At 41.9% G+C, this 14,983-nt stretch carries 11 protein-coding genes and 1 riboswitch; of the genes, 8 read left to right on the top strand and 3 right to left on the bottom strand.

Going from position 1 to position 14,983, the window contains the following annotated elements:
• Nucleotides 1-7 precede the first annotated feature (7 nt).
• From HMPREF2877_RS10260 to nt5e, 7 genes are all read left to right on the top strand, one after another.
• Nucleotides 8-964: a dihydroorotate dehydrogenase gene (locus tag HMPREF2877_RS10260; protein ID WP_045772140.1), complete on the top strand. Its 957-nt coding sequence runs from the start codon at nt 8-10 to the stop codon at nt 962-964.
• Between the two features lie 235 nt (nt 965-1,199).
• A complete protein-coding gene (pyrF, locus tag HMPREF2877_RS10255) occupies nt 1,200-1,895 on the top strand; it encodes an orotidine-5'-phosphate decarboxylase (protein ID WP_070579893.1) in 696 nt (231 codons plus the stop codon).
• A gap of 87 nt (nt 1,896-1,982) precedes the next feature.
• Entirely contained in the window at nt 1,983-2,612 is a 630-nt protein-coding gene (gene pyrE, locus HMPREF2877_RS10250; RefSeq protein ID WP_004182503.1) for an orotate phosphoribosyltransferase, read from the top strand.
• A gap of 83 nt (nt 2,613-2,695) precedes the next feature.
• Nucleotides 2,696-4,147 carry an amidase gene (locus tag HMPREF2877_RS10245; RefSeq protein ID WP_070579890.1) on the top strand — a complete coding sequence of 484 codons (1,452 nt, stop codon included), beginning with the start codon at nt 2,696-2,698 and terminating at the stop codon, nt 4,145-4,147.
• Nucleotides 4,148-4,251: 104 nt separating this feature from the next.
• On the top strand, nt 4,252-5,100 hold the full coding sequence (locus HMPREF2877_RS10240) for a transporter substrate-binding domain-containing protein (protein WP_002884961.1): 849 nt from the start codon (nt 4,252-4,254) through the stop codon (nt 5,098-5,100).
• A gap of 58 nt (nt 5,101-5,158) precedes the next feature.
• On the top strand, nt 5,159-5,812 hold the full coding sequence (locus HMPREF2877_RS10235; protein ID WP_021144153.1) for an amino acid ABC transporter permease: 654 nt from the start codon (nt 5,159-5,161) through the stop codon (nt 5,810-5,812).
• Nucleotides 5,813-5,921: 109 nt separating this feature from the next.
• On the top strand, nt 5,922-8,171 hold the full coding sequence (gene nt5e / locus HMPREF2877_RS10230) for a cell surface ecto-5'-nucleotidase Nt5e (RefSeq protein ID WP_070579887.1): 2,250 nt from the start codon (nt 5,922-5,924) through the stop codon (nt 8,169-8,171).
• Nucleotides 8,172-8,206: 35 nt separating this feature from the next.
• Here nt5e and HMPREF2877_RS10225 read toward each other — a convergent pair whose 3' ends face one another.
• From HMPREF2877_RS10225 to HMPREF2877_RS10215, 3 genes are all read right to left on the bottom strand, one after another.
• Nucleotides 8,207-9,148 carry an AraC family transcriptional regulator gene (locus tag HMPREF2877_RS10225; RefSeq protein WP_083306944.1) on the bottom strand — a complete coding sequence of 314 codons (942 nt, stop codon included), beginning with the start codon at nt 9,146-9,148 and terminating at the stop codon, nt 8,207-8,209.
• Between the two features lie 142 nt (nt 9,149-9,290).
• Entirely contained in the window at nt 9,291-10,661 is a 1,371-nt protein-coding gene (gene mnmE, locus HMPREF2877_RS10220; protein ID WP_070579885.1) for a tRNA uridine-5-carboxymethylaminomethyl(34) synthesis GTPase MnmE, read from the bottom strand.
• Between the two features lie 127 nt (nt 10,662-10,788).
• Complete coding sequence (locus HMPREF2877_RS10215; RefSeq protein ID WP_070579882.1) at nt 10,789-12,132, bottom strand: alanine/glycine:cation symporter family protein; 1,344 nt, start codon at nt 12,130-12,132, stop codon at nt 10,789-10,791.
• A gap of 96 nt (nt 12,133-12,228) precedes the next feature.
• A riboswitch (glycine riboswitch) is annotated at nt 12,229-12,335 on the bottom strand.
• A 294-nt stretch (nt 12,336-12,629) separates the two neighbouring features.
• Between HMPREF2877_RS10215 and pcrA the strand changes: the two genes are divergently transcribed.
• Nucleotides 12,630-14,939 carry a DNA helicase PcrA gene (pcrA, locus tag HMPREF2877_RS10210; RefSeq protein ID WP_049529184.1) on the top strand — a complete coding sequence of 770 codons (2,310 nt, stop codon included), beginning with the start codon at nt 12,630-12,632 and terminating at the stop codon, nt 14,937-14,939.
• Nucleotides 14,940-14,983: the final 44 nt, after the last annotated feature.

The following is a 14,983-nucleotide window of genomic DNA, read 5'->3' as shown; positions in this document are numbered from 1 at the left end:
GGTTACCATGTCAGAGATTAAATCAGAAAATCGTTTAGCTATTAGCCTTCCAGGGCTTGATTTGAAAAATCCTATTATCCCCGCCTCAGGTTGCTTTGGTTTTGGTCAAGAGTATGCCAAGTATTATGATTTGGACAAACTAGGTTCTATCATGATTAAGGCTACGACCGCCAACCCTCGTTTTGGTAATCCGACACCACGTGTGGCTGAGACACCATCAGGCATGCTTAATGCTATTGGCCTGCAAAACCCTGGTGTTGATGCTGTCTTGTCTGAAAAACTCCCTTGGTTGCAAGAGCATTATCCTGAGCTTCCCATCATTGCTAATGTGGCTGGATTTTCAAATGAAGAATATGCGGAAGTATCTCACAAAATTTCCAAAGCCATTAATGTCAAGGCAATCGAGCTCAACATCTCGTGTCCAAACGTGGACCATGGTAATAACGGCCTCCTCATCGGACAAGTCCCAGAGCTTGCCTATGCGGCAGTAAAAGCTAGTGTCTCTCACTCTGATGTGCCCGTCTATGTCAAACTGACACCAAGCGTGTCTGATATTACAAGTGTCGCCAAGGCAGTCGAAGATGCCGGTGCGACAGGTTTCACTATGATTAACACCTTGGTTGGTACACGCTATGACTTGGCTACTCGCAAACCTATCATTGCCAATGGCCAAGGTGGTATGTCAGGCCCAGCTGTCTTCCCAGTAGCCCTTAAGCTTATCCGCCAAGTTGCTCTAGCATCAGACCTCCCAATCATCGGTATGGGTGGCGTGGATAGTGCCGAAGCGGCTATCGAAATGTTTATCGCTGGTGCTTCAGCCATCGGTGTCGGAACGGCCAACTTTGCAGATCCCTATGCCTGCCCTAAAATCATCGACCGCCTCCCTGAAGTCATGGACAAGTACGGCATCACAACACTTGAAGACTTACGTAAGGAAGTTAGAACAGACTTGTTGGGGAAATAGAATAAAAATAGCATTTTTAAGGAGTTCAACAAAGGTATAATTACTTTCATCCCCCTTTGACATTCCCTTATAAAAGCGCTATAATAGAACAAATTGAACTGAACCTTTAATCGAGTCCAGAGAGGCGAGAAAGGTGTACTGAGATGCTACGACATCACTAAAGGGTAGGGACTGCCCTATTTTCGTGCAACCTTCGCTGACTGGCGGAGGGTTTTTGTGTGAAAGGATATAAGAAATGAGAGAAAATCGTCCTGTTATTGCCCTTGATTTCCCGACCTTTGAGGATGTGAAGGCTTTCCTTGCTAAGTTTCCCGCTGGTGAAAAGCTCTATGTGAAGATTGGTATGGAACTTTACTATGCAGCTGGGCCTGAGATTGTGCGCTACGTTAAAGAGCTTGGCCATAGTGTTTTCCTTGACCTTAAGCTTCACGATATTCCAAATACTGTGAAATCAGCTATGCGTGTCTTGTCTAACCTTGGCGTTGATATGACTAATGTGCATGCGGCTGGTGGTGTGGAAATGATGAAGGCTGCGCGTGAAGGCTTGGGAGATGGTCCAATCTTGATTGCTGTAACACAGTTGACCTCTACCTCTGAAGAGCAGATGCGTGATTTTCAAAATATCCAAACCACACTTCAAGAATCAGTGGTTCATTATGCAAAGAAGACTGCTGAAGCAGGTCTTGATGGTGTTGTCTGCTCAGCACACGAAGTAGCGAAAATCAAAGAAGCAACAAATAAAGATTTCGTTTGTTTGACACCTGGTATCCGTCCAGCAGGAGCAGCAGTTGGTGACCAAAAACGTGTCATGACACCTGCCGATGCCCGTCAAATTGGTTCAGATTACATTGTTGTAGGTCGTCCAATTACACAAGCTGACGATCCAGTAGCTACTTATCACGACATCAAGGCCCAATGGAACGGTCAATAAATTTTCAAAAAGACCTTATTTCATAGGAAAATAGATGGAATTAGGTTATAATAAAGAGTAGAAAACGCTTTACGGAGGATAATAATTATGACATTAGCATCACAAATCGCATCTGACTTGCTCGATATCAAGGCTGTTTACCTTAAACCTGAAGAACCATTTACATGGGCATCAGGAATCAAATCACCAATCTACACAGACAACCGTATTACTTTGTCTTATCCAGAAACTCGTACCCTTATTGAAAATGGTTTTGTGGAAAAGATTAAGGAAGAATTCCCCGAAGTAGAAGTGATTGCAGGTACTGCAACTGCGGGTATTCCTCACGGTGCGATTATCGCTGACAAGATGAACCTTCCATTTGCCTACATCCGTAGCAAACCAAAAGATCACGGTGCTGGTAACCAAATCGAAGGTCGTGTGGTTAAAGGCGAAAAAATGGTTGTTGTTGAAGACTTGATTTCAACTGGTGGTTCAGTACTTGATGCTGTAGCAGCTGCAGAGCGTGAAGGGGCTGATGTTATCGGTGTTGTGGCTATCTTCACTTACGAATTGCCAAAAGCTGAGAAAAACTTTGCGGATGCTGGTGTGAAATTGGTTACTCTTTCAAACTACACTGAGTTGATTAAAGTCGCTAAAGTACAAGGCTACATCACAGCAGATGGACTTCAACTTTTGAAGAAATTCAAAGAAAATCAAGAGACTTGGCAAGACTAATTATCAAGATTTAAGGCGGAACGTTTTAGGCGTTTCGCTTTTTTTAGTATAATTTAGGAAAAGATAAGCAGGGAGAGTATAAGATGTCAATTAATGAGTGGTCAGATGCAACGGCAATGACAGAAGCCGTGCAAAATAAGACGGTCAGTCCCCGAGAACTAGTGGAGGCTACCATTCGTGAAGCGGAGAGAACGAATCCTAAGATAAATGCTATCGTTAGTCAACGCTACGAGAAAGCTATAGAAGAAGCAGAAACTAGAGACTTTTCAGAGAAACCTTTTGCTGGAATCCCGATTTTCCTAAAGGATTTGGGTCAAGAGCAAGCTGGTGAGCCGTCAACCGCGGGTTCTCGCCTATTTACAAGTTATCGTGCAACGGAAACGGATAATTATGTAAAGAAACTTGAGGAACTGGGCTTTATTATTTTAGGGCGTTCTAGCACTCCTGAGTTTGGCTTCAAAAATATCAGTGATGCTCAGATTCATGGTCCTGTTAACCTGCCTGATGATGTCACGCGTAATGCTGGTGGCTCAAGTGGTGGTGCGGCAGCTCTTGTGAGTTCTGGCATTTCTCCCTTGGCCCCAGCTAGTGACGGTGGAGGCTCTATCCGTATTCCAGCCTCCTTTAACGGACTTATCGGGCTTAAGCCTACAAGAGGACGGATTCCTGTTGGTCCTAGTTCTTTCCGTGGCTGGCAGGGAGCCTCTGTTCAGTTTGCTTTGACTAAGACTGTGCGCGATACAAAACGCTTGCTCTATCACATGCAGACGTGTCAGATGGAAAGTCCTTTTATCTTACCGAAGCTTAGCAAAGTGTCTTTAGAAGAAGCAGTTAGACCTTTGAAGATTGCTTTTTCGACTGTTTCTCCTATTGGTGGTAAGGTGTCAAAATCTGCTATTGCAGCGACAAAAAAGGCTGCTAGAGCATTAGAGAGTCTCGGACATCATGTGCATGAAATGAGCGACCAGCCCTTAAATGGGATTGAAGCCATGCAGTCTTACTACATTATGAATAGTGTCGAGACGGCTGCCATGTTTGATGGTATAGAGGCTGGTTTGGGACGTCAGATGACGCTTGAAGATATGGAGTTGATGACTTGGGCTATTTTCCAATCTGGGCAAAAGATTCCTGCAAAAATTTACTCTAAAATTCTAGCCCAGTGGGATCAGTATAGCCATCAGATGGCGAATTTTCATGAGTCTTACGATATTCTTCTGACACCAACAGTTGCGGATGTGGCGCCTAAGCATGGACAGTTTGCCCTCTCTGAAAACTTACAAAATCAACTCAAACATATGGCTGATTTTGACTGGCCAAAGCAACAGGAACTTATTTGGGAAATGTTTGCGGACAGCTTAGACTGGACACCTTTTACTCAACAAGCTAACCTGACGGGACAACCATCGATTTCTTTACCTGTCTATCGGGACGAGCAGGGTCTCTCACTCGGTGTTCAACTGACAGCTGCCAAGGGAAGAGAGGACCTCCTCTTACACTTGACCCAACAGATGGAAGAATGTTCGGTTTTTAGCTAGACATTCTCATTTGCAGTTCAATATTTTGTGAAACCCTTTCAAATAGTGTAGGCTAAGATTATAAGTTTTTAACTTAACTTCATTTTTTAAGGAGACACACATAGATGAAAAAGAGATTTTTCGCCGTATTTAGCCTAATTTTGGCTGCGGTCTTTTTGGTTGCCTGCTCGTCACAGAGTACAGGTGAGAAGAACTGGGAAAAGATTGAGAAACGTGGGAGCATCAAGGTTGCGACTGCTGGAACTCTTTACCCACAAAGCTACCACGATGATAAGAACAATTTGACTGGTTATGACGTTGAGATTCTCAAAGAAGTTGGAAAACGTCTTAAGTTGAAAATTGACTTCACGGAGATGGGCGTGGATGGCATGCTTACCGCTGTAAATAGTGGTCAAGTAGATATCGCTAACTACTCACTCGAAGATGACAACAAGAACGTTAAAAAATTCTTGCGTTCTGAACCATACAAGTATTCATTTACATCCATGGTAGTCCGTGAATCAGATAATTCAGGAATTTCTTCATGGAAGGACCTCAAAGGCAAGAAAGCAGCCGGTGCTGCAAGTACCAAGTACATGAAGATTGCCAAAAAAATGGGTGCTGAACTTGTCGTATATGACAATGTTACCAATGACGTTTATATGCAAGACTTGGTAAATGGTCGTACAGACGTTATCGTCAATGATTACTATTTGCAAAAGATGGCAGTAGCCGCTATCAAAGACAAGTACCCTGTTAAGATCAACGATGGTATCTACAGTAACCCTTACTCAACAAGCTTTACTTTCTCATTGAAGAATAAAACTCTTCAAGAAAAAGTTAATAAAGCTATCAAAGACATGAAGAAAGATGGTACCCTTACCAAGATTTCAGAGAAGTTCTTTGCTGGTCAAGACGTTACAAAGAAAACGAAAGTTGACTACACTGAGATTGACATCTCTGATGTTGAATAATATGAGCGATCCAATTGGATCGCTTATTTGCTAAAGAATTGTTTAGAAAGATAGACTTATGATTATTGATTTTTCACTGATTCTAAAGAGCATTCCCTATGTTCTATCAGGTTTGCCCTATACTTTGGGGATTTCCCTTTTAAGCTTTATGGTGGGGAATGTATTTGCCATCATCCTTGCCTTTATGCGGATGTCGCAAAAACCTTGGTTGAAGTATCCTGCCCGTGTTTATATTTCCATCATGCGTGGGGTCCCTATGTTGGTCGTGCTCTTCATTCTTTATTTTGGTTTGCCTTACGTTGGTGTTCAGCTGCCCGCCCTTCTTTGTGCCTTTATTGGTTTCTCCTGTGTTAGTGCCGCTTATATGGCAGAGATTTTTCGTTCATCCATAGCTGCCGTAGATAAGGGGCAGTGGGAAGCCGCTCGCTCTCTTGGTCTTCCTAAGAAGTCTATTATCCGTCGAATTATCTTACCTCAGGCCATGCGTATAGCAGTAGCACCTCTTGGTAATGTCATCATTGACATGGTAAAGAGTTCCTCGTTGGCGGCTATGATTACAGTGCCTGACATTTTCCAAAATGCTAAGATTATCGGTGGGCGTGAGTATGACTACATGTCTATGTATATCCTAATCGCCCTTATTTACTGGACTTTGAGCTTTACTTTTGAACTGCTTCAAGGCTATCTTGAAAAACGTTTAGCTACCTATTGATTATTAAAAAATTGTTTTATTATCTAATAAAACATTGAAATTTATTTAATTCTAATCTTATAAATGTGGTATAATAAAAACGATTTAACAATCAGAAAGGTATTTTGGAATGAAGAAGAAAACAGTCGTTGCAACGACCCTATCAACCCTACTTGTCTCAACTGCCATCTTGGCCAATGCTGTCCAAGCAGACGAGGTAGAAACTCATGCAGCTGTAACAGCACCAAGCACTGAAGTAGTAGCTACAGAGGCAACTACCAATGCGACATCTACTGTAGCAACAACTGCATCTAGCGAGTCTGCAGCACCAGTAGCTAGTTCAACATCAGTTGTTACTGCTTCAACAGCTGAAACAAGCGAAACACCTGCTGCTACAGCAAGTGAAACAGCAACTGCAGCCGCAACTCCTACAACAGAAGTCGTGACAAATGCTAGCACAAGTGCCAGCAACGACACTGTAACTGTCCTTCACACCAACGATGTTCACGGTCGTATGGTTGAAGATGATCGTAACGGAGTTATTGGTGATGCCCTTTTGTCTGGTATCGTAAATGATTCTCGTTCAAAAGGAACAACCCTTGTCTTTGACTCCGGGGACTCATTCCAAGGACTTCCAATCTCAAACAGTTCTAAGGGTGAAGACATGGCAAGCGTCATGAATGCTGTTGGTTTTGATGCCATGACAGTGGGTAACCATGAGTTTGACTTTGGTCTTGACCAATTGCGTCGTTTGAGCAAACAAATCAATTTCCCAATCATCACATCTAACGTATATGTAGATGGCGTCCGTCTTTTCCAACCATCTACAATCGTTGACAAAACACCTGGTGTTGATGGAGATGAAGTAGTTGTTATTGGTGTCACTACACCTGAAACAGCTACTAAGACACACCCACGTAATATCCCTGGTGTCTCTTTCACTGATCCTATTACTGAAGTTAAGGCTGTTGTTGACCAAGTGGAATCAAATGCCCGTGCCGAAGGTAAGGAATACAAGACTTATGTTGTCCTTAGTCACTTGGGTATTGATACAACAACTCCAGTTGAATGGCGTGGATCAACTTTGGCAGAAGCTCTTTCAAACTATGCACCTTTGAAAGGAAAACGTGTTCTTGTCCTTGATGGTCACTCACACACTCTTCACACAGCGACATACGGCGATAACGTTACTTACAACCAAACTGGTAGCTACCTTAACAATGTTGGTCGCATCGTTTATAATTCTGACCGTGTCTTGTCACATGGCGTGATTTCACATGACGAAGCTAAGAAGAATTATCAAGTTAACCCAACAGTTAAAGCTATGATTGATGATATCCAAGCTAAGTACAAGGCAGATTCTTCGAAAGTCGTTATCGAAAATAGCCCTGTTAAACTTAGCGGTGACCGTATGGATGTTCGTGTTCGTGAAACCAACCTTGGTAATGTGGTCGCTGATGCTCTCTTAGATTACGGACAATCAGCCTTCACACACAAGTCTAACCTTGCCGTGACAAATGGTGGTGGTCTTCGTGAAACAATCGCCAAAGACAAGCCAATTACTAAAGGTGATATCATTGCCGTTCTTCCATTTGGTAACTCAGTTGCTCAAATTCAAGTAACAGGTCAAAATATCCATGATATGTTTGTCAAATCTCTTGGTTCTATTCTCCAAGTTGACGAAAGCGGTAAAACTGTTCTGGATGAAAATGGTCAACCTCTTCTTGAACCATCTGGTGGTTTCCTTCAAGTCTCAGGAGCTCGTGTTTACTATGACACAACTCTTCCAGCTGAAAAACGTATCTTGTCAATTGACATTTTGGATCCAGAAACTGGTGTCTATAAACCACTCAACACAAACGGAACTTACTACCTTGTAACGAATGACTTCTTGGCTGCTGGTGGTGATGGCTTCACAATGTTGGGCGGTCCTCGTGAAGAAGGTCCTTCAATGGATACCGTCTTTGCGGATTACTTGACACGTGCAGACCTTTCTAAGTATGCCGTTATCAATCCAAATTCACGTACCATTTCAATTTCAAGTGCTGATTTTGCTGCCTTGAACAAGAAAGAAAATGCAGCAGACCCTACACTTAATCCATTGGCACCAGTCACTCCATCAACTATTGCTAAAGATTTAGAAACTAGCAAACCAGTCGTATCTAAAGTAGTGACGACTCCTAATGGAAAAGTATTCTTCATTTCAACAAGAAGTGAAGCACTTAAAGAAACTGAAAAAGTGACAGAAGAAGCTTCTGCTCAAACTGAAGTTCTTCCTACAACAGGTGACAAGGGCTCACACGCTGGTCTCCTCGGACTTGGTATGTTGCTCACTCTCTTTGGACTTAGTGGTAAACACAAAGGCAAAGAGAAAAACTAAGAAGTTTGCAGATAAAAAAAGAGTTAACCATTTGGCTAACTCTTTTTTGTTTTCTTCTTGTTGCTATGTGTTTTTCGATACTGGCTTGGAGTTTGGTCGTAATAGTGTTTAAATTGGCGGTTGAAATTGGATAGGTTATTAAAACCAACATTAGTAGCAATTTCCAAAACTGGTTTAACGGTATTACGAAGCTCCTCGCAAGCAGCATTGAGTCTTGCTTGAATGATAAATTCTGTACAAGAGGTACCTGTATGTTGCTTAAAAATCGTCATAAAGTGGGTCTTACTATACCCCATAAGCTCTGATAACTTTTCAATAGTGAGATTTTCGGCATAGTGTTGGTTAATGTAATCAATGATTTCCCGAATCTTTTCATTCTTACGATAATGATCATCTGAAGTTTTTCGCTCTACCAAACGATAGAAGTAGAGGAGGTAGATTAATTCTTCCAACTTTGACTTGAGAAGAAGTTCATAGTGACGATCTTTCTGACGAATCATCTTAAAAATCTCAAAGAGGAGAGCTTTGACTTCCCTATACCCCTCGTCTGACGGTCTCAGGCATTGTTTAAACTTGAAATTAGAATTCTGTAAAGGCTGTAGGTAGCGTAGACTAAGCGGGTCCACCAGCGACTGTCCCAGCATATCCAAATGAAAATGTAAGGTGTCCGTATGATGAGGCTGATTATCTACGGGGTGAATCGAATGAAGGCCATTCGGACGAATTAAAAAAATATCTCCAGCCTGACTGTCAAAATAGTCATAATCAATGTGATAACGAGCCGTCCCCTCATAAACGTACTGAATCTCAAGCTCTGGATGCCAATGAAAAAGAATATCAGGGCGTCCATTTTCAACCTTAGTTTCCGTCAATCGAAATGGAAGCAGATTATCGTCGAAGTCTATCAAATGTTTAAAATCTGTATCAGTAGCTGCTTGACTCATGGCAAACCTTTCAAAATCATAGGATAGTACCATAATAGCATTTTCTTTCTTAAAAAGCATGAGTAAATCGTCTTATGGTATTGATAGTTTTTAGTTTACATAACTTTATTTCTGTATTAGCTACAAGCAAAACAAAAAGATGACAGAGCATCTTTTTACATAAATTTAGTTATGTTTATTTCCCTAGACAGAACTGACTAAAGAGTTGCGTAATGAGTTCATCTGGGGCAGCGTCACCAGTAATTTCTCCCAAAATTTCCCAGGTACGTGTCATATCAACTTGTAAGAGGTCAACAGGCATGCCTAATTCAAGACCTTGATTGACTGCTTCAAGACTTTCGAGAGCTTTTTCAATGAGTGAAATGTGACGGGCATTTGAGAGATAAGTAGCATCTTTCTCCACTAGACCAGCATTATCAAAGAAGAGTTGATTGATGCGATCTTCAATTTTGTCGATGTTTTCATTCTTGAGGACTGAAATCGGAATGACATCTTCAGGAAGCTCTTCCATTTGGATTGCTTGTGGAAGGTCTGTCTTATTTAGGAGAAGAATTCGATTACTATTTTGGCTGATTTCGAGTAATGTACGGTCTTGCTCAGTTAACGGTTCAGAGCTATTGAGGACAAGAAGAACCAGGTCAGCCTCTTCAAGAGCTTTTTTAGAACGTTCCACACCAATCTTTTCAACAACATCGTCTGTGTCACGGATACCAGCGGTATCAATTAACTTAAGGGGAACGCCTTTGATATTAACGTATTCTTCAATGACATCACGTGTTGTACCTTCAATGTCTGTAACAATAGCTTTCTCTTCACGTAGGAGATTGTTAAGAAGACTCGATTTTCCGACATTTGGACGACCAATGATTGCCGTTGAAAGACCTTCTCGTAGAATTTTTCCTCGTTTGGCAGTAGCCAGAAGATTTTCTAGAAGTGCTTGGAACTCTTGCGTTTTTTCACGGACTAGATTTGTAGTAACTTCTTCAACATCATCATACTCTGGGTAATCAATATTCACCTCGACTTGAGCCAAAGTGTTAAGGATTTCTTGGCGAGTGTTGTTAATGAGATCCTTAAGCGAGCCATCAAGTTGAGAAACGGCAACGGCCATAGCCTTATCAGTCTTAGCACGAATCAAATCCATAACAGCTTCGGCCTGGGTCAAGTCCACACGACCATTCAAGAAGGCACGTTTGGTAAATTCTCCAGGTTCGGCCATACGAGCACCAGAACGGATAAGGAGTTGAAGAATTTCATTGGTTACAGCGACACCACCATGTGTGTTGATTTCTACGACATCCTCACGCGTAAAGGTCTTGGGTGCACGCATAACACTGACCATGACTTCATCAATGGTTTCATCATTTTCCACGATATGACCGTAATTGATAGTATGTGAAGCGACCGTTTCTAGATTTTTTCCTTTGAAAACCTTATTAGCAATAGCAAGAGCATCGGTTCCAGATAGGCGAACAATACCAATAGCACCTTCACCTAAAGGCGTTGAAATTGCAGTAATCGTATCAAATTCTTTGGTAATTGACATAGTTATTCCTTTGGATTTTTTCTGTATTAGTTTTAAAATGATTTAATTTCATTGTAACGCAAAAGAGCAGTAGTCGCAAGGATTGGTGCTGACAATGCCAAGAAAAAAGAGCCTAAGCTCTTTTTGTTTATTTGTGGCGTTCAAAGTATGATTTGGTTTCTTTGAAGATGATTGGTGAGAGGACTAGAAGGGCAATTAAGTTAGGCAATGCCATCAATCCGTTTACGATATCCGCAATTTTCCAAACAACATCAAGTGTGAGGTATCCACCAAGGGCAACCATGACTACAAAAATGAGGCGGTAGAGTGGAAGGAATTTCGTTGATTTGAAAATGAATTCGAAACAACGTTCACCGTAGTAAGACCAACCCAAGATTGTTGTAAAGGCAAAGAGAACCAAAGAAAGTGTCAAGGCAATTTCACCAAATGTACCAAAAACAGATGAGAAGGCTGCTTGTGTCATTGGGGCACCTTCTAGGCTACCTGACCATTGACCCGTTACAAGGATAGCAAGACCAGTAAGCGTACAGATGATGATCGTATCAATGAAAGTACCTGTCATTGAAATCAAACCTTGTTCAACAGGTTCTTCGGTTTTAGCAGCAGCTGCAGCGATAGGAGCTGATCCAAGACCTGACTCATTTGAGAAGACACCACGCGCAATACCAAGACGCATTGCAACCATGACTGTTGCACCAGCAAAACCACCAACGGCTGCTTTACCAGTAAAGGCAGATTGGAAGACCATTTCAAGGACTGGAAGAAGTTGATTAAAGTTAGTAAAGATAACCACAAGAGCTGCCAAGATATAAAGCCCAGCCATAAATGGTACGACCTTTTCAGAAACTTTAGAGATAGATTGGATACCACCAAAAATGATAGCAGCAGTGATAAGAGCAAGAATGATACTTACGATTTTTGGTGACCAGTCAAAGCTATTTTGAAGCGAAGCGGTGATTGAGTTAACTTGAGAGAAGGTACCAATCCCCAACCATGCAACAAGCACACCTGCAAAGGCAAAGAAGTAGGCCAAAGGTTTAGCAATTGTTTGCCATTTCCCAGAAAAACCGTGTGTGATGTAATACATTGGACCACCAGAGACATTACCTTGGTCGTCAAGTGTACGGAATTTAATAGCCAAAAGACCTTCGGAATATTTGGTTGCCATACCAAAGAAAGCGGCAATCCACATCCAGAAAAGGGCACCTGGTCCACCAGTCTTGATGGCAGTAGCTACACCGACAATGTTACCTGTACCAACAGTTGCTGCGAGAGCAGTCGCAAGGGCTGCAAAACTAGAAATATCACCTTCCCCTTTATCTTCAGCAAAGATAAGTTTAAAAGCTTTAGGAAGACGAAGAACTTGCAAAAGACCAAGACGAATTGTAAGGTAAATCCCAGTTCCTACAAGAAGGACCAGAAGGGGTGGACCCCAGACAAAATCATCAATGGTAGTAAAAAAGTCTAACATAAATTTACAATCTCCTTTAACCGAGACGTCAAAAAAGAGGTTTGGCTTGACCAGACCTCTGAGAATACAAAGCTATTACTACAAGTTAAAAAACTTGCGATGCTTTCTGTCCTTTTACCTGAGAGTTTCGGTTGTTACCCCTTGCCCCTTCGGTGTCTTGTATACAGCTAAGGCTGCTTCAAGATCTCTCCAGAAGTCCGTCAATCACCAGTCATCCTGATGACATCACTCGGTTCTTATTTTATTGTGATTCTATCTTATCGAAAAAAACGAACAGTGTCAACACTAATTTTCATCAAAACTATAAAAATCCGAATATTATTCTTTAGAATGTCTTCCTCTAAAGCTAGGAATATGGGCAATCTTAAGCAAAGTACTTCCAATAAAAACAAACAATTATCTTCTAAAGTTATTTCAGATCCATTATGAATAGAATCTGCATTTTCATCCAAAAAATGATAAAATAGTAGAGCTTATTTTTGAGAATGGAGAATATGATGAACCCATTATTAACTGGTATGAATGACAAACAGGCCGAAGCCGTCCAAACGACTGAGGGGCCTTTATTGATTATGGCTGGTGCAGGATCTGGGAAGACACGTGTGCTTACCCACCGCATTGCCTACCTCATTGACGAGAAAATGATTAACCCCTGGAATATCCTAGCCATTACCTTTACCAATAAGGCAGCTCGTGAGATGCGTGAACGTGCTATGGCTTTAAATCCAGCAACTTCAGAAACCTTGATTGCAACCTTCCATAGTATGTGCGTGCGAATTCTTCGTCGTGAAGCGGACCATATTGGCTACAACCGAAACTTTACTATCGTAGATCCTGGTGAACAACGTACTTTGATGAAACGTATTCTCAAGAATCTTAACCTAGATCCTAAGAAGTGGAATGAACGTGCCATCTTAGGGACGATTTCCAACGCCAAAAATGACCTCTTGGATGAAGTGGCCTACGAGCACCAGGCCGGTGATATGTACACCCAAATTGTTGCTAAATGTTATAAGGCCTATCAAGAGGAGCTCCGTCGTAGTGAAGCTATGGATTTTGACGATTTAATTATGATGACTTTGCGTCTCTTTGACAAAAATCCTGATGTTCTCGCCTATTATCAGCAGCGTTATCAGTATATTCACGTGGATGAGTACCAAGATACCAACCATGCTCAATATCAGTTGGTAAAACTCTTGGCTTCTCGCTTCAAGAATATCTGTGTCGTAGGTGATGCTGACCAATCAATCTACGGTTGGCGTGGGGCTGATATGCAGAATATCCTTGATTTTGAGAAGGACTATCCTGAAGCCAAGGTAGTTCTCTTGGAAGAAAACTACCGTTCAACCAAGAAAATTCTCCAGGCGGCCAACGAAGTCATCAAGAACAACCGCAATCGCCGTCCTAAAAAACTTTGGACTCAAAATGATGACGGTGAACAAATCGTTTATTACCGTGCTAATGACGAGCGTGATGAAGCTGTTTTTGTTGCTTCAACTATTGATAACATTATTCGTGAAGAGGGTAAGAACTTCAAGGATTTCGCTGTACTTTATCGTACTAATGCTCAGTCTCGTACTATCGAGGAAGCCTTGCTCAAGTCTAATATTCCTTATACCATGGTTGGTGGTACCAAGTTCTATAGCCGTAAAGAAATCCGTGATGTCATTTCTTACTTGAACTTAGTTGCCAATCCTGCGGATAATATTAGCTTTGAACGTGTGATTAATGAACCTAAACGTGGAGTTGGGCCTGGTACGCTTGAAAAGATTCGCACCTTTGCCTATGAGCAAAACATGAGTCTCCTAGATGCATCAGCTAATATTATGTTGTCACCGATCAAGGGGAAAGCAGCTCAGGGCGTTTACGATTTTGCTAACATGATTCTGAATCTACGTGACCAGCTAGATGGGCTAAGCATCACTGAAGCTGTAGAGACAGTTTTAGATAAGTCTGGTTATCTGGATGCTCTTTCTATGCAACAAACACTTGAAAGTCAAGCACGCATTGAAAATATTGAAGAATTCATGTCTGTTACTAAGAATTTTGATGAAACCAACACCGATGGTACGGAAGACGAGACTGGTATTGACCGTTTAGGCCGTTTCTTGAACGATCTAGCCTTGATTGCTGATACGGACGATGGTGATATGGAAGCAGCAGAAGTAACCTTGATGACTCTCCATGCTGCTAAAGGACTTGAATTTCCAGTTGTCTTTCTTATCGGTATGGAAGAGGGGGTCTTCCCTTTGTCTCGTGCCTCAGAAGATCCAGAAGAACTCGAAGAAGAGCGTCGCTTAGCTTACGTAGGTATTACCCGTGCTGAAGAGATTCTTTTCCTTACCAACGCTAATACACGTACGCTTTTCGGTAAGACTAGCTATAATCGTCCTAGCCGTTTCTTGCGTGAAATTTCAGATGATTTATTACAATATCAAGGTCTAGCTCGTCCAGCCAATTCATCATTTGGTGTTCGTTTTACAAAGGAAGAGCCAACACAATTTGGTCAAGGCATGAGTTTACAACAAGCGCTTCAGACCAGAAAAGCAAATGCACAACCTCAAAGACATACGGGCGCTCAGCCATTTTCAAAAGCTACTGGCGGACTACCTTTTGGCAAGACTTCAGACTCTGGCAATTCAGCTACTGACTGGGAAATCGGAGATATCGCTCACCACAAGAAGTGGGGAGATGGTACCGTTCTAGAAGTAACTGGAAGTGGCAAGACGCAAGAACTTAAGATAAAATTCCCAGAAGTTGGACTTAAAAAGGTTTTAGCAAGTGTAGCACCTATTGAGAAGAAATAGAAAGGGACCGAAAGGTCCTTTTTATAAGCCCTCCCTATCACATT

The organism is Streptococcus sp. HMSC072D03, from assembly GCF_001812855.1.
Classification (GTDB): domain Bacteria; phylum Bacillota; class Bacilli; order Lactobacillales; family Streptococcaceae; genus Streptococcus; species Streptococcus salivarius_D.
Note: the sequence above shows the minus strand (reverse complement) of the source record. Positions and strands in the feature narration are given on the sequence as shown.

What these genes read in the sequence shown, in the direction of transcription:
- HMPREF2877_RS10260 (WP_045772140.1), top strand. Translation starts at nt 8, where the DNA reads ATGTCAGAGATTAAATCAGAAAATCGTTTAGCTATTAGCCTTCCAGGG.
- pyrF (WP_070579893.1), top strand. Translation starts at nt 1,200, where the DNA reads ATGAGAGAAAATCGTCCTGTTATTGCCCTTGATTTCCCGACCTTTGAG.
- pyrE (WP_004182503.1), top strand. Translation starts at nt 1,983, where the DNA reads ATGACATTAGCATCACAAATCGCATCTGACTTGCTCGATATCAAGGCT.
- HMPREF2877_RS10245 (WP_070579890.1), top strand. Translation starts at nt 2,696, where the DNA reads ATGTCAATTAATGAGTGGTCAGATGCAACGGCAATGACAGAAGCCGTG.
- HMPREF2877_RS10240 (WP_002884961.1), top strand. Translation starts at nt 4,252, where the DNA reads ATGAAAAAGAGATTTTTCGCCGTATTTAGCCTAATTTTGGCTGCGGTC.
- HMPREF2877_RS10235 (WP_021144153.1), top strand. Translation starts at nt 5,159, where the DNA reads ATGATTATTGATTTTTCACTGATTCTAAAGAGCATTCCCTATGTTCTA.
- nt5e (WP_070579887.1), top strand. Translation starts at nt 5,922, where the DNA reads ATGAAGAAGAAAACAGTCGTTGCAACGACCCTATCAACCCTACTTGTC.
- HMPREF2877_RS10225 (WP_083306944.1), bottom strand. Translation starts at nt 9,148, where the DNA reads ATGGTACTATCCTATGATTTTGAAAGGTTTGCCATGAGTCAAGCAGCT.
- mnmE (WP_070579885.1), bottom strand. Translation starts at nt 10,661, where the DNA reads ATGTCAATTACCAAAGAATTTGATACGATTACTGCAATTTCAACGCCT.
- HMPREF2877_RS10215 (WP_070579882.1), bottom strand. Translation starts at nt 12,132, where the DNA reads ATGTTAGACTTTTTTACTACCATTGATGATTTTGTCTGGGGTCCACCC.
- pcrA (WP_049529184.1), top strand. Translation starts at nt 12,630, where the DNA reads ATGAACCCATTATTAACTGGTATGAATGACAAACAGGCCGAAGCCGTC.